This is a genomic window from Maribacter sp. Asnod1-A12 (assembly GCF_045063735.1).
In the GTDB taxonomy this organism is placed as follows: Bacteria; Bacteroidota; Bacteroidia; order Flavobacteriales; family Flavobacteriaceae; genus Maribacter.
In genome coordinates, this window is sequence record NZ_JBEFNZ010000006.1 from 2,860,133 (window position 1) to 2,881,293 (window position 21,161).

The 21,161-nt window shown below is 34.6% G+C and carries 24 protein-coding genes; 5 read left to right on the top strand and 19 right to left on the bottom strand.

Features of this window, described 5'->3' with window-relative positions; genetic code table 11:
* Positions 1-6 precede the first annotated feature (6 nt).
* From ACJJVP_RS12070 to ACJJVP_RS12100, 7 genes are all read right to left on the bottom strand, one after another.
* On the bottom strand, positions 7-420 hold the full coding sequence (locus tag ACJJVP_RS12070) for a DUF6691 family protein (protein ID WP_299800204.1): 414 nt from the start codon (positions 418-420) through the stop codon (positions 7-9).
* 1 nt (position 421) lies between these two features.
* Positions 422-982 (bottom strand): YeeE/YedE family protein, encoded by a 561-nt coding sequence (locus ACJJVP_RS12075; protein ID WP_405413985.1) that lies wholly within the window; start codon positions 980-982, stop codon positions 422-424.
* 428 nt (positions 983-1,410) lie between these two features.
* A complete protein-coding gene (locus ACJJVP_RS12080) occupies positions 1,411-1,710 on the bottom strand; it encodes a hypothetical protein (protein WP_405413986.1) in 300 nt (99 codons plus the stop codon).
* Between the two features lie 15 nt (positions 1,711-1,725).
* Positions 1,726-2,799 (bottom strand): cytochrome d ubiquinol oxidase subunit II, encoded by a 1,074-nt coding sequence (gene cydB / locus ACJJVP_RS12085; protein WP_405413988.1) that lies wholly within the window; start codon positions 2,797-2,799, stop codon positions 1,726-1,728.
* Positions 2,800-2,801: 2 nt separating this feature from the next.
* Entirely contained in the window at positions 2,802-4,133 is a 1,332-nt protein-coding gene (locus ACJJVP_RS12090) for a cytochrome ubiquinol oxidase subunit I (RefSeq protein ID WP_405413989.1), read from the bottom strand.
* 269 nt (positions 4,134-4,402) lie between these two features.
* Positions 4,403-4,882 carry a Dps family protein gene (locus ACJJVP_RS12095; protein WP_036155416.1) on the bottom strand — a complete coding sequence of 160 codons (480 nt, stop codon included), beginning with the start codon at positions 4,880-4,882 and terminating at the stop codon, positions 4,403-4,405.
* A 198-nt stretch (positions 4,883-5,080) separates the two neighbouring features.
* Positions 5,081-5,608 (bottom strand): DsrE family protein, encoded by a 528-nt coding sequence (locus ACJJVP_RS12100; RefSeq protein WP_051941832.1) that lies wholly within the window; start codon positions 5,606-5,608, stop codon positions 5,081-5,083.
* A 186-nt stretch (positions 5,609-5,794) separates the two neighbouring features.
* Here ACJJVP_RS12100 and ACJJVP_RS12105 point away from each other — a divergent pair, with 186 nt between their 5' ends.
* Both ACJJVP_RS12105 and ACJJVP_RS12110 read left to right on the top strand, forming a co-directional pair.
* Positions 5,795-6,832 carry a c-type cytochrome gene (locus ACJJVP_RS12105; protein ID WP_405413991.1) on the top strand — a complete coding sequence of 346 codons (1,038 nt, stop codon included), beginning with the start codon at positions 5,795-5,797 and terminating at the stop codon, positions 6,830-6,832.
* Positions 6,833-6,836: 4 nt separating this feature from the next.
* Complete coding sequence (locus tag ACJJVP_RS12110) at positions 6,837-8,171, top strand: OprD family outer membrane porin (protein ID WP_405413993.1); 1,335 nt, start codon at positions 6,837-6,839, stop codon at positions 8,169-8,171.
* A gap of 43 nt (positions 8,172-8,214) precedes the next feature.
* Here the strand turns inward: ACJJVP_RS12110 and ACJJVP_RS12115 are convergent, their stop codons facing one another.
* Positions 8,215-8,421: a DUF2892 domain-containing protein gene (locus ACJJVP_RS12115; protein WP_405413994.1), complete on the bottom strand. Its 207-nt coding sequence runs from the start codon at positions 8,419-8,421 to the stop codon at positions 8,215-8,217.
* Between the two features lie 225 nt (positions 8,422-8,646).
* Between ACJJVP_RS12115 and ACJJVP_RS12120 the strand changes: the two genes are divergently transcribed.
* On the top strand, positions 8,647-9,522 hold the full coding sequence (locus tag ACJJVP_RS12120; protein ID WP_405413996.1) for a sterol desaturase family protein: 876 nt from the start codon (positions 8,647-8,649) through the stop codon (positions 9,520-9,522).
* 32 nt (positions 9,523-9,554) lie between these two features.
* Here ACJJVP_RS12120 and ACJJVP_RS12125 read toward each other — a convergent pair whose 3' ends face one another.
* The 8 genes from ACJJVP_RS12125 to ACJJVP_RS12160 all read right to left on the bottom strand — a co-directional run bounded on the left by ACJJVP_RS12125 (position 9,555) and on the right by ACJJVP_RS12160 (position 15,914).
* Complete coding sequence (locus tag ACJJVP_RS12125) at positions 9,555-9,824, bottom strand: cation transporter (RefSeq protein ID WP_405413997.1); 270 nt, start codon at positions 9,822-9,824, stop codon at positions 9,555-9,557.
* A 15-nt stretch (positions 9,825-9,839) separates the two neighbouring features.
* Positions 9,840-10,457 (bottom strand): DUF3365 domain-containing protein, encoded by a 618-nt coding sequence (locus ACJJVP_RS12130; protein ID WP_405413999.1) that lies wholly within the window; start codon positions 10,455-10,457, stop codon positions 9,840-9,842.
* A 96-nt stretch (positions 10,458-10,553) separates the two neighbouring features.
* The gene (locus ACJJVP_RS12135) at positions 10,554-10,898 is read right to left on the bottom strand and encodes a rhodanese-like domain-containing protein (protein WP_405414000.1); all 345 of its coding nucleotides are present in this window, start codon (positions 10,896-10,898) and stop codon (positions 10,554-10,556) included.
* A gap of 86 nt (positions 10,899-10,984) precedes the next feature.
* Complete coding sequence (locus ACJJVP_RS12140) at positions 10,985-12,394, bottom strand: rhodanese-like domain-containing protein (protein ID WP_405414001.1); 1,410 nt, start codon at positions 12,392-12,394, stop codon at positions 10,985-10,987.
* Positions 12,395-12,517: 123 nt separating this feature from the next.
* On the bottom strand, positions 12,518-13,933 hold the full coding sequence (locus ACJJVP_RS12145) for a rhodanese-like domain-containing protein (RefSeq protein ID WP_405414003.1): 1,416 nt from the start codon (positions 13,931-13,933) through the stop codon (positions 12,518-12,520).
* A gap of 82 nt (positions 13,934-14,015) precedes the next feature.
* Positions 14,016-14,816 (bottom strand): sulfite exporter TauE/SafE family protein, encoded by an 801-nt coding sequence (locus ACJJVP_RS12150; RefSeq protein ID WP_405414004.1) that lies wholly within the window; start codon positions 14,814-14,816, stop codon positions 14,016-14,018.
* 69 nt (positions 14,817-14,885) lie between these two features.
* Positions 14,886-15,518, bottom strand: a complete 633-nt coding sequence (locus tag ACJJVP_RS12155) for a Crp/Fnr family transcriptional regulator (RefSeq protein WP_073245282.1) — start codon at positions 15,516-15,518, stop codon at positions 14,886-14,888.
* A 6-nt stretch (positions 15,519-15,524) separates the two neighbouring features.
* Positions 15,525-15,914 carry a DUF983 domain-containing protein gene (locus tag ACJJVP_RS12160; protein WP_405414005.1) on the bottom strand — a complete coding sequence of 130 codons (390 nt, stop codon included), beginning with the start codon at positions 15,912-15,914 and terminating at the stop codon, positions 15,525-15,527.
* A gap of 184 nt (positions 15,915-16,098) precedes the next feature.
* Here ACJJVP_RS12160 and hemN point away from each other — a divergent pair, with 184 nt between their 5' ends.
* Both hemN and ACJJVP_RS12170 read left to right on the top strand, forming a co-directional pair.
* The gene (gene hemN, locus ACJJVP_RS12165; protein WP_405414006.1) at positions 16,099-17,460 is read left to right on the top strand and encodes an oxygen-independent coproporphyrinogen III oxidase; all 1,362 of its coding nucleotides are present in this window, start codon (positions 16,099-16,101) and stop codon (positions 17,458-17,460) included.
* A 49-nt stretch (positions 17,461-17,509) separates the two neighbouring features.
* Complete coding sequence (locus tag ACJJVP_RS12170) at positions 17,510-18,331, top strand: universal stress protein (RefSeq protein WP_405414008.1); 822 nt, start codon at positions 17,510-17,512, stop codon at positions 18,329-18,331.
* Between the two features lie 82 nt (positions 18,332-18,413).
* On the opposite strand, the gene ACJJVP_RS12175 is transcribed toward ACJJVP_RS12170, so the two are convergent.
* The 3 genes from ACJJVP_RS12175 to ACJJVP_RS12185 form a co-directional block, all read right to left on the bottom strand.
* Positions 18,414-19,871 (bottom strand): vanadium-dependent haloperoxidase, encoded by a 1,458-nt coding sequence (locus tag ACJJVP_RS12175; protein WP_405414010.1) that lies wholly within the window; start codon positions 19,869-19,871, stop codon positions 18,414-18,416.
* A gap of 63 nt (positions 19,872-19,934) precedes the next feature.
* A complete protein-coding gene (locus ACJJVP_RS12180) occupies positions 19,935-20,426 on the bottom strand; it encodes a GTP-binding protein (RefSeq protein WP_405414011.1) in 492 nt (163 codons plus the stop codon).
* Positions 20,427-20,453: 27 nt separating this feature from the next.
* Entirely contained in the window at positions 20,454-21,158 is a 705-nt protein-coding gene (locus tag ACJJVP_RS12185; protein ID WP_405414012.1) for a sulfite exporter TauE/SafE family protein, read from the bottom strand.
* Positions 21,159-21,161: the final 3 nt, after the last annotated feature.

Below are 21,161 nucleotides of genomic sequence, written 5' to 3' on the forward strand. Positions count from 1 at the left end.
ATTAATTTAATGAGGTAATTTATTTTTCACCAATCCGTAAACGAAAGTACCTAAAAGAGCTCCGCCAATAACAACCAGAATAGAGTAGTAGCCAGCACCTACAAGTACATACATTGGTCCTGGGCAAGCACCAGCCAATGCCCAACCTAATCCGAAAATAATACCACCAATTAAATAACGGGCAACACTTTTGGTCTTAGGGTGTAAATTCATTTCATTACCACCAATCGCTTTTATCTTATATTTTTTGATGATTTGCACACCGATTACTCCGATAACAAGGGCAGAGCCTATAATCCCATACATATGGAAAGACCCAAACTGAAACATTTCATAAATACGAAACCACGATGCAGCTTCAGATTTATACATGATGATACCGAAAAAGATACCTATGGTCAAATAACTTATATATTTCATATTAACTGAATATTAGAGGGAATAACAAGTGAATCATGACTAGACCACCAATAAAGAAACCGATAACGGCAATTAGGGAAGGCAACTGTAAATTACTTAATCCAGATATGGCATGCCCACTGGTACAACCCCCAGCATAACGAGCACCAAAGCCAACTAAGAATCCTCCAATAATTAAAACAGCCAATACAAAAGGGTCGCTGAGGTTTTCTGTTGCAAAAAGTTCAGTTGGTAAATATGCTTCGTCGGCACTTTCAATTCCGTAATCAGTTGAAAGTTGTTGCGCAACATCAGGGTTTATAATAACCTTGTTATTAGACATAAATTGAGAAGCGATAAAGCCGCCGATTATAGCACCGATTACAACAATCAAATTCCACCTTTGTGACTTCCAATCGAACTTAAAGAAATCAGAGTATTTACCTGCACCGCCAATAGAACACATGGTTCTAAGGTTAGATGACATTCCGAATTTTTTGCCGATAAAAAGCAAAACAAACATCGTGAGGGCAATTAAAGGTCCGGCCACATACCATGGCCATGGATCATATAGTAAATTCATAGTATTTTGTTGAAAGAACAAAGTAATGGAATTTTAAGTACTTCTAATGTAACTATTGTTACAGATGCTAATTATATAAAAGTGGAATTGAGGTATATGATTTTATGACATGAACGAACAGCCGTATTATTAATAGCTACGTACGGAAAATGTTATCAAATAAAAATATCAAAAGACAGTCTTAATTATATTGACTAATGTCATATTTCTTTGCTGGAAAGAGACTTAATTTTAAGAATGTGCTTAAAATATGGTAGCTATGAGAGGAAGTTCAAATACACTGATTTATGTTATTGCAGGTATCATCTTACTTCACTTTGTTGTAGGTTTTATTTGGCTTATTTATAAATTCAACAAGAAAAAAGAAGAGAAAGAATAAATCTGACCTAAACTGAAAAGTTGGTTCTACAATAAATAGGTTGTGACGTTTAAGATTTATTGAATTTCTGATAGACCTTTTTTGCAATTATAAGACCTAAAACACCGCCAATAGCAGATACTGCTAAATTTATGGTTAGGCGAAAACCATCAAAATCTCCATTGTTCATTATAGACCACGGGTTAAAGCCTAAACGACCAAAGGTTTTTATAAATAAGATACTTCCAAAAACACCAATTACAGTATTGCCGGTAAAGCCAAAAGAATACTTCTTTTTAAAATTACCAAAAACGTTAGCGGCAATAATACCTATAAGAATACTGATCAATGATATTAACGTACCTGTCATGATGGTCTCTTTATACTAATGCCCATAATCCATATTGTCGACTTTACCCTTCATCAGTCTTTTTTGAATGATCATGTAAATTAATATAAGGAGGAACCCTAAAATACCCCAATAAATGCCCACAGACAACCCGTATTCTGATGCTGCAGTATTATAAATAGTTAACGGTTCATGAGTATCGTTCACTGAAGGTAATATTACAGGGAACAAAGAAGCCAACGACGATGTAATGCCACCAACAATCAATAAAGACGATAGTATAAATGCGTGACTGTCTTTTTTTATTTTTTTGATAAAAAACAATCCTACCAATCCACTTAAGTAAATTAATGGAAATATGAGTAAATATGGTTTGTCACCAAACTTATCTAATGAATTCGGATTCACTACTTGCCATACAACTAATGAAAAAACGGTAAGAGTAGCTAAAACAATATTTAGCTTAAAAATGACCCCTTTAAGCTTCGTATTTATAGAGGAATTAGTTTTTAAGATAATCCAGTTTGCACCATGTATAGCTAGGGTTACCACAGCTATTAATCCTATAATAATTGTAAACCAATCTATAACTCCAGGGTGGTCGGTCAAAGGGCTAAAGCTACCATCCCATAACGGTAAAAAGAAATAATGTCCTTCGTGAACAGATATTCCATTATCGACACCACCTAGGTTAACACCTCTTACAATATTGCCTAAAGCAATACCAAAGAATAAGGCTAATAGTAAACTAGAAACTCCAAAAGATGTATCCCAGATATCTTTCCACATTTGAAATTTAAACTGACTCCTTAATTCAAGTCCGATAGCTCTAAAGATTATGAGCCATAAAACGAGTATTAACGGCAAATAGAATCCGCTAAAAACAGAAGCGTAAAATGTGGGGAAAGCCATAAAAAGCATACCACCGGCAGCGACTAACCAAACCTCATTAGAATCCCAGAATAAGCCAGCAGATTTTGCAATTACTTCTTTGTCTTTTTCGGTTTTAGCGAAGAATAAATGAATGATTCCTGTTCCGAAATCATAACCATCTAAAATAAAAAATACAGCTAAAACAACGGCTATTGAAATGTACCAGAATATTTCCATAATTAATGTAATTTAGATTTAGGACCTTCGTTAATAGTTTTACCGACTAAGACTAAAAATAGTAGTCCAAGTAGCATATATAAAGCAACAAAACCTAGTAATGTAAACAAGGTATTACCAGAAGAAACGGTTGGTGAAATACCATCGCTAGTTCTTAATAAGCCATAAACCAAATATGGCTGTCTTCCTAATTCAGCAGTGTACCAACCTGTTAGGTTTGCGATATAAGGGAACGGAACTAGAAACATAATTGTCCAAAGTAGTGGTTTTATATTGTATAATTTTTTACGCCACAGTAGAAAAGCAGCTAATGCCATGATGCCCATAAACACGGTACCCAAACCAACCATAATATGATACGAATAATATAGGGCAGGTACGTTGTCTGGTAATTCCTCTTTTTCAAATTTATCCATTCCATCAATCTGTTTATCCCAATCTTGATAGGTTAAAAAGCTTAATATGTTTGGTACGGCAATTTTGTTGTCCAATTTTTTTTCAACCATATTAGGTTGTCCTATAAGCACTATTTCGGCACCAGCCTCTTCAGTTTCAAAAATACCTTCCATTGCCGCAAAAGCCGCAGGTTGATGTTTAGCAACATTTTTAGAATTCCAGTCTCCCGTAGGGAAAGCAACCAAAATACTAGAAATTAAACCAAAAATGACTCCAGTTTTTAAAAACAGCTTACCATGTTCAATTTGCTTATTTCTTAGAATATAAAAGGCACCTATACTCGCTACAACAAACGAAGAAGTAACAACAGAAGCTAGTTGATTATGTAAGAACGCAGGTAAGAGCCACGGGTTGCTAAACAGTGCAGAGAAGTTTTCTAAAACGAATTTACCGTTTTCTAATATTTCGTAACCAACGGGGTGTTGCATCCAAGCATTGGTCGCTAAAATAAACCAACCACTTGCCCAAGACCCTAAGAATACCAGAAAGCCTGTTAAGAGATGGAGTTTTTGCCCCATTAATTTTTCACCAAAAATAAATAGTGCTAAAAAGGAAGATTCTAGAAAGAAAGAAAACATGCCTTCCATAGCTAAGGTCTGACCAATTATGCCACCTGTAAGTTCAGAGAATTTTGCCCAGTTGGTACCAAATTGAAATTCCATAGGTATGCCGGTTACGACACCCATGGTAAAATTGATAGCAAAAATTTTCATGAAAAATTTAGCCGAATCATTATATTTTTCAATCTTATTTCTAAGGTATTTCCATTTAAAATAGACTATCAATAAAGATAGACCCATTGTTAATTGTGGAAATATATAATGGAATGTGATAGTAAAAGCAAATTGCAATCTATCATAAAAAATCATGTCTTCCATAGTCTATATATTTTATAATATGTAGTATGATGACAAAAGTAACCAACACCTGATTTTTAAAGGTAACCAATGTTACATATTTGAAGAAAAACCAAAATAAATAAGAATTTAAATCAAAATATAAGAGCATATAGAATAATGCATTTAAATTCTTATTTGATGCTATGTATTTATGGGCAGAATTCTCCACTCACAAAATTGGGGGCAAAGAAAAATCCCTAGAAATTGAATGAACAAATTCTAGGGATTCATAGATATCAGCGTTGGACTTAGTCTTTATATGCAGAAAGCATCCAAACTAATTTTTCTTGTTGCGTAATATAATCGCTCATTAAAGAAACGGTACCTTCATCTTCTGCATCGGCAGCAATTTTAAGGGTAGCTCTTTCTTTTTTCAATAAGATACTTAAGCTATCTAAAATATTGTCTACCGCCTTATCGCCATCCACCACATTTTCACTGGCTTTAATTTCAGAATTATCAATATACTTTGTGAACGTATGAATAGGGGTATTGCTTAGCGTTAACACACGCTCTGCAATTTCATCTACTTTGATTAAAGCGTCATTATACAACTCTTCGAATTTAAGGTGAAGTTCAAAAAACTTCTTCCCTTTAATATTCCAATGAAAACCTCTTAGGTTCATGTAGAACATTTGATAATTAGATAATAAATCATTTAAATGATTTGCGATATCGTTAGAATCTTTTTTATCTAGACCGATGTTTGATAAATTTGAATTTGGCATGATTTTTTGTCTTTAAAATATAGAATTGATAATAGACTGTAATTATGAGTACATAATTATTTAATAAATTTAATCTATTGTCGTAAAATTTCCCGCAACCTAAGTTACATAGGTCTATTTTTAACATATTTTAACATGAAAAATATCTTGCAACCAAGAGTTTGGATTAGACTTGAAGTAATATTGTTCATATGATTTTCACGGTATCAAAATATATCCAGCTATTTGGTAATTGGCAAGTACCATCATTGCAGAAAGCCCTAGTTCTGTATTCGGGTTTAAATCTGCAGCGGTAATATTTCTAGCAGCCGTAGCTTGTGCGCACACATAAAATTCCACCCCGTAATCCTTTAATAATTTTATTACCGCTTCATTTGGATTTTCCTTTTCGTATTTAGCCTTGTATTTAGTCTCGTTTAGGGCAGTGAAAGTAGCTCCACCATGTACAGCAGCGATTATATTTACTTTATCGGCAGGAACACCACCTGCACCTAGCATATTTATCATTCTAGCAATTTTAAAATAACCAACATTAATGCCATCTAACTCACGTTCATCTTTAAGATCAAATACAAGATTATATTCTTTGTTAGGGTCTGCCTGAACGGCAACATCCTTAAATTCTTTTATCTTCCCATAACCATCAATAATGGGTGTGGTCCAATCTTGTGCGGTTGTCATTTGTGTTGCCATAAGTACTATTGCAATTAGAAGTGCTTTTTTCATGTGTTCGTCAATTTTAAAAAGAATATAATTTGGTTAAAATAAAATGTTGATTACTACTAATGTCCTCTATTTTTGATTGGAATAAAAGTAAGTTAAAGTATTTAACGTTACTGTAACTAGGGTTACAGTAATAATCATGTGTAAATTATAGTTTCGTTATTTAAATTAGCTTAAGATTACAGATCTATGAAAGATTTACGTGTATTTGCGAAATTACTTTTTAAGCTATTTATTATAATCTTCGTTTTAGTCGGTCTTGTCTTTATATGGTTGTTAACCTATGAACCAAGCACTGAAAATGATGTAATTATTGAAGCTGAAGAAATAGTAGCTAACGATGATTGGCAACCTAAAGATGCCATGGCAGAATTGCCTACTATGTCTGCGACAGTGAAACAGGGGTATTACCTTATTGCTGAATCCTCAAAGTATATGGGACCGAATGCAGCGCGTGCAGAAGATAGATATAGTGGAAATAATTTGGCTTGTGCCAACTGTCATTTACAAAAAGGGGCACAGGCGGGCTCTGGTTCTTGGGTTGGTATTATTGAACGATTTCCACAGTTTGGTGGCCGAGGTAATAAAGTAGGTACTATTGAAGATAGAATAAATGGGTGTATGGAGCGTAGTATGAACGGCAAAATGCTTCCTGTAGATTCTGACCAAATGAAAGCGATTGTGGTCTATATGAATTGGTTGAGCGAAGATGTACCCGACAATAGAAAGGCAGAGTTTAAAGGATATCCAAAAATAAAGATACCTGCTGTAGCGGTAGATCTAGAAAAGGGAAGTCAGGTGTATCAAAAAGAGTGTATCATCTGTCATGGTGAAAATGGAGCGGGAGTTCTAAATGCGGTCGATGGTAAAAGCTACACCTATCCGCCACTTTGGGGTCCAGATAGTTTTAACGATGGTGCAGGTATGAATAGGGTGATTACATCCGCGGAATTTATTAAAAGTAACATGCCATATTTACAAGCCACTTGGGATAACCCCAAACTAACTGATGAAGAAGCGTATCATGTAGCAGGATATATCAATAGTTTTTCTAGACCGCACAAATTAAATACAGAAAACGATTATCCTGATAAGAAGTTAAAACCGGTTTCTACGCCTTATGGTCCGTGGGTAGACGATTTTTCTCCAGAGCAGCACAAATACGGACCTTTTTTACCGATAATGGACTTTTACAAAAAGGAATACGGAATTACCAAAACAAAGTAACCCCATGCGATTAATATATCTGTTCATTATTTGTTTGCCTATTTTTTCTATGGCACAAGATACTGTTGCGGTAAAGAAAAAAGGAACCCTATCTGGGCAATGGCGAACGTATTACATGATGACGTCAAATAAAGGGGAATTAAAAGACTTTAATGCTTTAGCGACAGGAGGTAAATTAAAGTACCAGTATAATCTACTAGAAAACTTAGAAATAGGTGCTGCATTATATAATGCTACCAATTTAGGATTACAAGATTTAACCATACCAGATGCAACAACCGGAAGAATTAGTAGATACGAGGAAGGACTTTTTGATAGGATAGATTTAGAAAATGATGCTGTTTTTTTATTAGGAGAACTGTATGCAAAATATCACCTAGCTTATCATTCATTTACGCTTGGGCGGATGAAAATAAATACGCCCTTAATTAATCCTGAAGATGGTAGAATGATACCCACTTTGGTACAAGGGTTTTGGTATAAATACAATAAACAAAAGACATCGTTTCAGTTTGGAATATTAAATGAAATAGCACCACGCTCCACAGGAGAGTTTTATGGTATTGGTGAAAGTATAGGTACATACCCAGTTGGTAGAAATAAACTTGGTAGCGCATCTCAATATACAGACAACACGGTATCTGATTATATTTCATTGGCAAATGTCGATTTTGAAGTAACTGACGATTTTAATGTAAAAATATGGAACCAATATGTAGACAATATATTCAATTCGTTCTATATAAAATCTGCTTATAAAATATCTAAATCGTTGACGTTAGAAGGGGAGTGGTTACATCAAAATAAGGTGGGTGATGGTGGTAGCAGTGTAGACTCACTTCGCTATTATAATCAGAGAACTGCAGATGTCTTAGGGTTGAAAATTGGGTATAAAAATAAAGTAGGACTGGTTTCTTTGGCATATAATAGAATATTACCGCACGGTCAATTTATATCGCCAAGAGAATGGGGTAGAGAAGATTTATTCAGTTTTCAAAAGAGGGAACGTAGCGAAGGTTCAGCAGACAATCATGCATTAGTATTCAATTATAAAAAAGATTTTACCCTTTTTAAAGATCTAAATCTTATGTCGATCTTAAGTATCGGTAAGCATTGGAAACCAGATCCAACCGATGCAACTTTAAATAAGTATGCTATGCCAAATTATACGCATATTAATCTTGATATTTTCTTCGATATTAAAAAGTTAAAGCGTTTAAGACCAGAACTGTTGTTGACTTCTAAAATAGGTAATGGTGATATACCGGACAATGCCAATCTCTATTTTAATAAGGTAGATATGTTTCACCTAGATGTCATTCTTAATTATAATTTTTAGCGCCCTAAAAGTTGGACGCTAAAAATTTCATTACGTAATAATCCTATTTTTTCACTTTACAAGTGCTACCGCCAAACAGTGTATACAGAGGGCAAAAACTAACAAAAGAAGTTAAAATGAAAATAGCTGCTATTGCTAATGCCACATAACCCAAAACGCCTGTTATGGATTCTGTGAAAAATGCAATCAAAAGTATCGCTGCAATAATAAATCTTATGAATTTGTCTGTGGTTCCCATATTCTTTTTCATGATACTAGTTTTTAAATGTTATTTGTAATGTTGACACTGTATAGTAGACATACTCAATAGTTATGTACTTGATACATCTTATACTTTACCAAAGTACTATAAACTAAGAAATTGACATATGACATTGGTCAGCTCAAAACTAATGGCTGACCGTGGTTTTTAAAGTAACTTTAGTTACAGCAATGCCATAATTATTACATTATTTTTGCAAAAAGCTTTAGAGGAATGGAAGCATATATAGATGCGTTTTTAAATGCGATAACAGGAACTTTAAGTTGGACATGGAAATCAATCATTTTTCAAGTGCCCTGGTATCTTAATTACTTTTGGGGTTTAATATCTATATCGCTTATAGTTTGGCTGTTAGAAATTGTTTTTCCTTGGAGAAAACAGCAAGGGGTGTTTAGAAAAGACTTTTGGTTAGACGGTTTTTATATGTTCTTCAACTTCTTTCTATTTGCTATAGCCATAAGTGGAATTTATAAATTATTACAAGTGTTTTTTAGTGATATAGGTGTAAAAGCAAATAGTTTGGCATTAATAGATATTTCTGGTTGGCCAATGTGGGGGCAGTTGTTATTGTTCTTTATCGTATTAGATTTTGTGCAATGGTTTACACATACATTATTACACAGGTACGCCTTTCTATGGAAATTTCATCAAGTACACCATAGTGTAAAAGAAATGGGCTTTGCAGCTCATTTGCGTTACCATTGGATGGAGAATATTCTATACAAACCGCTGAAGACTTTTGGTGTAATGATTCTTGGCGGTTTTGAGCCAGAACAAGCCTATATCGTCCATTTTGCCGCTATAGCAATTGGTCATTTTAACCATTCTAATATTAAAATTACATGGGGGCCTTTGAAGTATATTTTAAATAACCCGGTTATGCACTTGTACCATCACGCATATGATTTGCCAGAGGGTACTTACGGTGTAAATTTTGGAATTAGCTTAAGCCTGTGGGATTATATATTTAGAACCGATTACATACCGGAAGATAGCGGAGATGTTAAATTAGGTTACCCAGGAGATGAGAATTTACCGCAAGACTTTTTAGGGCAGATGACTCATGGGTTTAAAATAAAGAAGAAGTAATACGTAATTACTTCTTCTTTATATTTTCAAAATCAGTCAGATAGTTTACCTGTTGCGCAGCTTACAAAGGACTTCGCTTTTGATAGTACCGAATTATCTTGGTCTAGACTTGGATAGCCAATAGCCTTTAATTTAGTTTTTGCAGTAGCAATATCTTCCTGTTTTAAAGCATCAAAAGAAACCGATGATGATTCTACTGATACGGATACATTGGTTATTGTAGGGATCTCTTCTAATTTAGAAATAATTGTTTTGGCACAGCCACCACATTTTAAATTTTGAATAGGAATTACTGATGTCATATCTTATTTATTTTGTTAGTCTTTAAAACTTATACTCCAAATGCCTCTAACCTCATTTTCTTTATAGCCTACAGCTTCGTCATATGGGTATTTATCGTTCAAAAGTTGTGTAACCTTTGGGTCGATATTTGTTTCTGGTACACCATGGCAATTTAGGCACATGGTATTAGTAACAATAGGGGAATAGAAATTAGTTGTTCCATTCTCATTTGTTAGTATAGGTTCGTAAGACTCGTTGTTATTAATTTTTGATTTAAAAAACTCAATATACTCAAGCTCTTTTTTATTGGCTTTATTATTTTGATTTCTAGGTTTATCGCTTACCCTTTTAATTTTAGCATGATGAACAGTTGCCATACTATCTGTTAGAGGATATGCCTTTTCATTACAAAACGCTACAGCACCTAATGGGCCATTTTTTTGAATGTTGAGCATAAGATTCTTACCTAAAACTTTCTGGGTAGTTTGGGCATACATTTTACATTTTTCTAAAAGTAGGCTATCGTTTATTTTAGTATCTATTTCAGTCAAAGAGGTATTGTCGGTATTTTCTAGAACTTCTTGCTTAACCTTTGGGGAATCTTTACAGCCATTTGCAAAAATAATCGCTAACATTAAAAAGATATTTTTCATAAGTATGACATTTAAACTATGTTGATTGCCTTTGAATTTTATGATCCTCAGTAGATAAAACTGCCAAAAGCTACCTATTAAAGATAGCTTTTGATTTTAATTCCATGAAGTATAACCTCCTTTAAGATCATATACTTGTGTAAAGCCCATTTTTAATAGTTTACGAGCTGCTTTTTGGCTTCTTGCACCTGATCTACAATATACGTATACTGGTTTTTCTTTATTTACTTTTTCAAAGTAAGCGTTAAAATTACCACCGTTGAAAAAATCAACGTTTATAGCGTTTTTAATATGACCGCCATTATATTCAGACGGTGTTCTTACGTCAATAGGTTTGATATTATTAGCTATAATTTGCGTAGCATATTCGTTCTTGTTCAGTATAGTAATATTACCTGCGGTTTCTTCCTTTTTACCAAAGAGTGTACTTAAAAATGACATAGTATTTTATTTAAAATTAATATTCAACAATAGAAAGAAACGGTCTTGGTATATGACCGTTCCTTTCTTTAACCAACCATTAAAAATTATAATGTAGTAGGACAAACAAATTCCGTTACTGGTATACCAGCTTCCTTAATTTCTTTAAATCCTCCTTTTACATCTATAAGATTATGAATTCCTCTACTTTTTAAAATAGATGATGCAATCATACTTCTGTAACCACCTGCACAATGCACATAAAATGAAGTTTTGCTTGGGAACTCGGCTAAATGATCATTTAAAAAATCTAGCGGTGTATTTTTAGCATCGATAATATGTTCAGAAAGGAATTCAGATTCTTTACGAACATCGAATACCGGTACGTGATCGGTTTCAATAGCTTTCTTAAGTTCACCTGCATCTATCTGACTTACAGTGTCATATTCCATTGCAGCTTTTTTCCAAGCATCGAAGCCGCCTTCTAAATACCCTAGGGTACCGTCAAAACCAACTCTTGATAATCTAGTAACCGCTTCTTCTTCCATACCAACAGGAGTTACCAGTACAATAGGTTGTTTTACATCTGCAATCAATGCACCTACCCATGGGGCAAAACTACCATCCAAGCCTATAAATATGGAACGTGGAATATGGCCCTTGGCAAAATCATCTTGATGACGAACATCTAAAACTATGGCTCCGGTTTCATTTGCCGCAGCTTCAAAGGCTTTTGGAGAAAGAGCTCTTGTACCACGTACCAAGACTTCTTTTATATCTTCATACCCTTCTTTGTTCAATTTTACATTTAAAGGAAAATATTGAGGTGGTGGCAGTAAGCCGTCTATGACTTCATCAATAAATTCTTCTTTCGTCATATCTGCACGTAGGGCATAATTCATTTTCTTTTGGTTGCCCAAGGTATCTACTGTTTCTTTCATCATATTCTTACCACATGCAGAACCGGCACCATGGGCAGGGTAAACAATTACGTCATCTGCTAAAGGCATAATTTTTTCACGTAGACTGTCAAATAAGAATCCGGCAAGGTCACGCTCAGTTAGTTCGCCCATTTTCTGAGCAAGATCTGGTCTGCCAACGTCACCTAAAAACAAGGTATCTCCGCTAAAAATAGCATAGTCCTTACCTGATGCATCTTTTAATAAATACGTAGTACTTTCCATTGTATGACCAGGTGTATGCAAAGCGGTAATACTAATATCTCCTAATTTAAATTCTTGATTATCTCTTGCGATAATAGCTTCAAAAGACGGATTCGCTTTTGGACCATATATAATTTCTGCACCAGTTTCTTTGGCCAAGGTTACATGACCACTTACAAAATCTGCATGAAAATGAGTTTCAAATATATATTTGATTTTAGCATTGTCTGCAGCAGCTTTTTTAATGTAAGGCTGTACTTCTCGTAGAGGATCAATAATGGCGACTTCGCCATTGCTTTCAATGTAATAAGCACCTTGCGCAAGACAACCAGTATATATTTGTTCTACTTTCATAAGTTCATATTTATTATTGATACAAAACTACATTGGTAAAAAGGACTACACAGTAACTTAGGTTACATAGGTATTTAGAAGTAAAACAGCGCTGAAAAAACAGCGCTGTTTTAGTCTTGAATTTTACAAAAGTGTTGATGGGCAAACATATGCGGTTTTAGATAGTGTTGTTTTTGAAATAGCTTCAAAACCACCTCTAACATCAGTAAAATCTTGCCATCCTCTTTGTTTTAAAATTGAAGCTGCGATCATACTCCTATACCCACCGGCACAATGTAAAACAAAGGGCTTGTCTTTTGGAAACTGAGATAGATGCTGGTTAATTTCATTTAATGGCACGTTGATTGCCCCAACCACATGTTCAGAATCAAATTCGCTCTTTTTTCTAACATCAATGATTAAAGGTTTATCTGTTTTATATTCAGCTTCTAATTCATCGGCATTAATTCTTTTGCTTACCTCAAAACCTTTTCCTGAGTTTTTCCATGTATCAAAACCACCATCTAAAAAGCCAACGGTATGATCATAGCCAACTCTTGCTAAACGGGTAATGGCTTCTTCTTGTTTGTCTTTGTAAGTGACCAATAAAATTTCTTGTTTAATATCTGGTATCATTTCACCTACCCATTGCGCAAAACTACCTTCGAGTCCAATATTGATACTATTAGGAATAAAACCTTTAGCAAAATCTTCTGCATTTCTGGTATCCAAAACCAAGGCGCCAGTTTCATTTGCAACAGCCTCAAAAGCTTCGGGACTGTATGGGGTAGTGGCACGGTCCATAATTTTATCTAAACTCTCGTACCCTTGAATGTTCATTAAAACATTTTTAGGAAAATACCCAGGAGGAGTTGTGAGTCCTGTTAAAAGTTCTTTGATAAACTCATCTTTGGTCATATCTGGTCTTAAGGCATAGTTTACTTTCTTTTGATGCCCTAACGTATCGGTAGTTTCTTTACTCATCATTTTACCACAAGCAGAACCTGCACCGTGATTAGGGTACACAATTAAATCATCGCTCAGTGGCATAATTCTATTGCGTAGAGAATCGTATAGGTAACCAGCGAGCTTTTCTTCGGTTAGATCGGCTACTACGTGTTGTGCTAAATCTGGTCTACCAACATCACCGATAAACAAGGTGTCGCCAGTGATAATACCATGCTCTTTTCCTCTTTCATCTATTAATAAGTAAGTGGTACTTTCCATTGTATGACCAGGCGTATGAATCACTTTTACCTTGTAATCACCCACTTCAAAGATTTGATTGTCCTTTGCCGTAGTAGCTTTATAATTAGGTTTTGCACCAGGACCAAATACAATTTCTGCACCTACCTTTTTTTGTAAATCTAAATGTCCACTCACAAAATCTGCATGAAAATGGGTTTCAAAAACGTATTTGATTTTCGCATTGTCTTTTTTTGCACGGTCAAGGTATGGCTGTACTTCTCTTAACGGATCAAATACTGCAGCTTCACCATTACTTTCTATATAATAGGCAGCGTGTGCCAAACATCCTGTATAAATTTGTTCTACTTTCATGTTGTTTTATATTTTGATTTACAACATAAAATTACCCTTTCTTTAAAACGTGTACAGTGACATTAGTCACATAAGCGAAATTTTATTTAAAGAATTCCATGTAGAAAATAAAGACCGCCATAACAAGAATAAAATAGCCGAAACCTTTCTTCAATTTTTTACCATCTATGAAGTTACTGAGGTAACTGCCAATAAAAATACCAACAAAAGATAGCGATGTGAAAATGGCAAGAAACTTCCAATTGATAAGCATGTTCATTGCATCGCCTAAAAAGAAACCCATTAAAGATTTAATGGCAATTATAATTAAAGAAGTACCTACGGCAACTTTCATTTCAACATTCGCCAATATCACCAATGCGGGAATAATTAAGAATCCGCCACCAGCGCCAATTAATCCGGTTATGCTACCTACTATGAGTCCCTCTAATAAGATTAATGGATAGTTATAAGAGACATTTCCAACTTTGGTCGTATTCTTTTCAGTTTTAAGCATAGAGTAAGCAGCAGGAATCATTAAAATGGCGAAGAGTCCGAACATCGCCATTCTACGTGTAAATTGAAAGTGTTCAGTTTGAAATAAAACATCGGGCATTGCAGGGACTACATAGTATCTTACCAGAGTAACACCAATAATAGCGGGAATACCAAATACGATAGCTGTACGCCAATCTACATAACCTTTTAAATGTTGTTGCCAACCACCAACCAATGCACTTGCACCAACAATAAACAGAGAGTAAGCGGTTGCAGCTTTTTCATTAATTGAAAATAGATAAGCTAAAACGGGAACCGCCAAAATGGAACCGCCACCACCAATTAAGCCTAATGAAATACCTATAATTAAGGCACTGATATAACCAAGAATTTGCAAAATTTCCATGTGATGTATTTGATATCACAAAAGTAGAACGGTGCGGAAACCTTCGCAGTAACATTGGTTACAGTGGCATTATAAATCTAATATTTCTAAATAGTTACGGTGAAGTTTAATTTTGCCCATTTCTTCAAGCTTCTTTAAAAGCCTGGAAATTACGACTCTAGAACTGTGTAGATCGTAGGCGATATCTTGATGGGTACTATGAATTATATTGTCTTTTGTTACTCTGGCTTTTTCTTTTAGATAGCCAATTAGGCGTTCATCCATCTTTTGGAAAGCGATATTATCTAAAGTGCTTAAAAGTTCATTTAATCTAACATGATAACTATTGAATACGAAGTTTCTCCAAGATTTATATTTGCCTGTCCATTCTTCCATTTTCTGAATAGGTACCATAATCAATTTGGCATCTGTTTCGGCTATAGCTCTTATTTCACTTTTTTTGTCGCCCATACAACAAGCCATGGTCATAGAACAGGTATCGCCTTTTTCTAGATAGTAAAGCAATAGTTCATCGCCATCTTCATCTTCTCTTAAAATTTTAATGACTCCAGATATCAATAAAGGCATACCTCTAATGTAGTCACCTATTTCCATGAATTTATAACCTTCCGGAACTTCTTTAAAAGTACCTACCTGTACAATTTCATTGATCAGCTCTTCTTCAAAGATATCTCCGTATTCTTCCTTTAGGTCTTGAATCATTCTTGGTTAATTAATGTTCTTTGCTATTTCTTTATCAAATTTAAAAAATATATTCGCCCAAATAGATTTAGAAACTGCAGCGATCCAAGGCATTGCCAATACCAAAGCGGTAACTATCACTACAAATAATGCGCCTATAGAAAGCTCTAAACCAAAAATCAAGGTTAAAACATATGCTGCAACAGCTACAGCAATACCAACTCCATAGGACACGTACATAGAACCCGTGTAAAAACTAGGTTCAATGCTATATTTTAAATCGCATTTTGGGCAACGCTCCTTTACTTTATTGAAGTTACTTAATTTATAAGGATTTGCCTCAAAAAATTCGCCTTTATGACATCTAGGACATTTTAGAAATATAATACTGTATAATTTGGAACCTTCTGGTAACATAGGTATAAATTTTAAATCAAAATTATTGGATCTGAATAATTTTTTAGGTAACATAGGTTACATAAAACAACTATTAGTATTGTAATTTCTGGGAAAGTTATTTTTTTTCATTGTGCTATGAACTGATATAAATCATATTCTATACTGACTTAGACATGTAAGTTTGTGACTAAATTAGAAGTTTATGTGTTCGCTTGTTCAAAAGTATAATGTACCAGGACCTAGATATACTAGTTACCCTACAGTTCCTTTTTGGGATATTAATACCTTTTCAGGAAAAAAATGGGAAGCATCGGTAAAAAAGAGTTTTCACGTTAGTAACTCTGTATCTGGTATTAGTCTTTATATACATTTACCATTTTGTGAAAGTATGTGTACGTTCTGCGGATGTCATAAGCGAATTACAAAACGACATGATTTAGAAATGCCCTATATAAAAGCTGTATTAAAAGAATGGCGATTATATAGAGAGTTGTTCGATGAAAAACCGATTATAAAAGAGCTACACTTAGGCGGTGGTACACCAACATTTTTTACTCCAGACAACTTGAAGTATTTAATTGATGGTATTCTACGAATAGCCGATAAGGCAAATGATGCCGAGTTTAGTTTTGAAGGTCACCCAAACAATACCACTAAAGAACATTTGTTAGCATTGTATAATGTTGGCTTTAGAAGAGTAAGCTTTGGTGTGCAAGATTATAATGAAACGGTACAAAAGGCAATCAATAGAATTCAACCTTTTGAAAATGTAAAAAATGTAACCGAGTGGGCTCGTGAAATAGGATATACTTCCATAAGTCACGATATCATATTTGGTCTTCCGCACCAGAAATTAGAACATGTAATTAATACAATAGAAAAGACTAAAGAATTAAAACCAGACCGTATTGCTTTTTACAGTTATGCGCATGTGCCTTGGTTAGCAGGTAATGGTCAACGTGGATATAACGATGCGGATTTGCCGGCAGGAGATGAGAAAAGAAGACAATATGAAGTAGGTAAAGAGCTGTTGTTGAAATTTGGTTATCATGAAATAGGAATGGATCACTTTGCCTTACCTACTGACGGACTTTACAAGGCTATGGAAAATGGTGATTTACATAGAAATTTTATGGGTTATACCAGTTCTAATACCCATTTAATGGTAGGTTTAGGGGCATCGAGTATAAGCGATAGTTGGTACGGTTTTGCACAAAATGTAAAGAATGTTGAAGAATACCAAAATTTAGTGGAAAACGATATTATTCCATTATATAGAGGTCATATTTTATCGGATGAAGACCAAATTATAAGAAGGCATATCTTAAATTTAATGTGTCAGTTTGAAACCTCTTGGAGCGAATATAAATTACATCTGCCGCAAATGAATGGTATTCTTGTCAGATTAAAGGAAATGGCACAAGATGGTTTAGTAGCCATTACCGAAGGTAATCTTCAGATAACTGAAGAGGGAAGACCATTTGTTAGAAATGTTTGTATGGCTTTCGATTTGCCATTGCAAAAGAAAAAACCAGATACCAAGTTGTTTTCTATGACCGTTTAATTTAAAATATAGAAATTCCCAATCGTAATAATTGCTAAATAAAATTATCATGAAAAAAATAATTGTACTTACAGATTTTTCAGAACAGTCAGAGCAAGCGCTTAAGGCAGCTGCAGATTTGGCTAAAAAGCATAACGTTGAACTATTGGTAGTTCATATGCTAGAACTAAATCAGGCTATTTTATCATCACCAGATGGTATATATATAGAGCAGACCGTTTTTCTAGTGAAATTGGCAGAAAAGAATTTAAAAGAATTTTTAGAAAAGCCATATTTAGAAGGCTTATCTGTAACTCCGGTAATTAAACATTATAAAGTATTTAGTGAGTTGGATAGCATTGCAAAAGAACATGATGCAGACTTAATAGTAATGGGATCTAATGGCGCTAGCGGACTGGAAGAGATGTTTATTGGTTCTAATGCTGAAAAAGTAGTTCGTAACGCTACCGTACCGGTTTTAGTAATTAAAGGAGAGATTACAAATTTAAGTTTAGATCGTTTTGTATTTGCATGCGATTTTAATGATGATAATTTACCTGCCTTTCAAAAAGCAAAAGAATTTGCAGAAATGTTAGGAGCTAGTATGGAGGTTGTTTTCATTAATACGCCAAACGATGAGTTCTTGAGCGATAGAGATGCCTATCAAAAAATAAATAAGTTTTTAACCAAGGCCAACTCGGCACAACAAGTAGAAATTTACAACGATTATAGCGTAGAACAAGGTATTCTCAATTATGGTAATACCATTTTAGCGGATGCCATAGCAATGCCTACTCACGGTCGTAAGGGTATTTCTCACTTATTCAACGGCAGTATTGGCGAAGATGTAGTAAACCATGCTAGAATACCAGTTATCACTTTTAAAATATAGATACTAACCTAATCTGTAAACAAGAATAAACCCAAAGCGAAAGCTTTGGGTTTATTTATTTTAAGGCGTTTTTTGGAAACACTTATTTGTTACCCAAATGCTCATTATAAAATTTCCATGCTTGTTGAGCCACATCTCGGCCTAATTCTAAGCCTGCAATATTATCAGCTTGAATGTGGTAACCGCCCATAACTCTAGACATACCAGCCATGTTTGCTGCTTCTGTAAATGTGGGAAAAGTTATGGTTACTGGTTTTCCGAAAAAAGCAGAATCAATTTCAGTTAAAGTTCCAGGTGTTAATTCTACAGATTCACCAAAGTACTCATCTCCGGTAAATAGACGTAGTACTTCTGCGCAACCACCACTTATGGTACTATGCCCAGAAGTGTAACTAGGGAAAGGTGGGCAAAGAAATATATCTGGAGAGTATGGTCTCCATTCTTGTCCTTTCATTTCTATAACTCCAACTCCGGGTCCGCCCCAAGCTTTTATAGTTTGATCTTTATAATATTCGTGAACCAAAGCATAAGGGCGAGCATAGTCGTAAAACATTTTAGAATCCCAGGAAGCTATAAAGGCATCCATAGCGGTAATTTCAGTTAAGAAATACATTTTTACATCTTGATCAAGATTGTGATTATCACGACGAGAAACGTCCTGTGCAAACTTTAGCCAATGTCCGGCTTGTTGAACAGATTGTGGTCCATCACGCATAAACTCTACTAATGCTTTATCCTCATCAGAAAGATTAGCTTGTAATTCAACAACTTCCTTTACTTCTTGTTTTAGTTGTTCGGAACCATACATTGGTGGTGGTCCTGGTCTAAACTGGTCGGCAGATGTCATTGTAATCGGTTTTACTTTTTGCCAGTAGGGCGTAAGGCATCCGGGTGCATATTGTCCACCATTTCCATCAGAGAAGTATTTAGGTTGCCAACGGTTAATGTCGGTATTTTCATCTGCCGAATTTACCGGGGAATAATTGCTATAATCAAAATATGGCATTCCTTTAGAACCTTCTACTTCACCATATTGATTGCTTCCGTCATTTTTTCTAGCTTCAATAGTTGCCTTCGCAGCTAAGTTTCCTATACCCTCGGGAGTGGTAGCATCCAGTGATGTATTATCAGGATCTAGACCTAATTCCACCATAAAGGATCTAAACATTTCTGTATCAGAATAATAGTATTCTTTCATAGCACCAAAAGCGGCATAGCTAATAGCAATTTCTTTATTAGATAGTGTTAGTTCGCCTGGTGGTCTTCTATCAGTAGCCTTTAAATAAACAGGTATTGCATTTTGGTCGTACCTAGACCAGGCATCAAAAATGGAAATAAAAATCAAACCTAAATAACGAGATGTAATAGTAGGTCTTGGTTTAAATTTTTCTGTGTCAGAGGCTGTAGCATCTAGCGCCATTTTCCCCCATTTATAGGCTACATTATCTACACCTATGGGATTTTTTGTTTCTTGTTGAGCAAATGTAATTTTTACACTTATAAAACAGAATATAAGTGTACCTAATAAAATACTTTTCATATAGTGGGCTGTTATCTAATGGTTACTTACCAAATATAATGACCTAGACACATAAAATAAAATTTAAACCGTAAGAAGTTTCATCATAAAGTCATAAAGTTCATGCATTTGCGGTTTTCCCTTTTTCTTACCACTTCTACCTGCAAAATAAAGTACGAACCAAAAGGCTATTAGCATAACCATTACTCCTAATTGAATGTGGTTGTTTTTACCTAAAGAAGCGCTAGAATATGCCCAAATGCCAATAATGATAAATAACGTTGCTATTATAAAGTGTAGAAACATAAAAAAGGTCCAAAGGGTAGGGTTGGGGCCAAAAACACCATAAATGCGACAGTTTTCGTTATCTATTTCGTCAATTTCTAAATGTAGTTGTGGAGACCAAAAATGATGGTGGTTTTGATTGTATTTAATGAATAAATGTTCATCTAAACGCTTAATTAAGAAAGGAATTTCTTTGGTGTGTTCAAATTTAGAAAGTACTATTTTCTTAGAATTTGGTACATTCATTTGAAACCTTGGTCGAAGTACTATCTCGTTCGGTAACGGTTTCATATGAATTAATTTATTTGAACAGCGTCATTAGTCATGGCACTCTATAGCACTAGTTACCAATTGTGTAACTGGGGCAGGGGATACATAAGGAATACCCAAGCCAAGACCTCTAAGAATAAAAAGTGAACCAATAATAATGACAAAAACAGGAATGGCTTTTTGTACTTTTTGTCGGATGCCTCCTTTTATTAGATTACTAAAATATATGGCGGCCGTCATTAGTGGTAAAGTGCCTACCCCAAATAGCATCATGTATAAACTACCTTGCAAAGCATCACCCATTGCAATAGATCCAAAAAGAGCCATGTATACAAGACCGCAGGGTAAAAATCCGTTTAAGAAACCTATGGTTAAGAATGTGTCAGGAGATTTTTTTTTAAGCTCTTTGCCTAATTGATTCTTAACTTTAGATATGATTTTATAAATAGGTTTTGAAAGATTGTATTTATTGAAGGTGTTATACGGAATCAAAACAACCAGAATCATTATAATACCAATAGCGATAGAAAGTTTCTGTTGTATTCCAAAGATGGCCAATCCTTTTCCTAATAGACCAAATATAAGACCAATGATACCATAGGCTAATAAACGCCCAAAGTGATAGATAAATATCTGACCGAATTTTTTATAATTATTGGTTCTATTTACCGGAAGCATAAAAGCAATGGGTCCGCACATACCAACGCAGTGCAAACTACCCATGAGACCTAATATGAGTGCAGATAATAACATAAG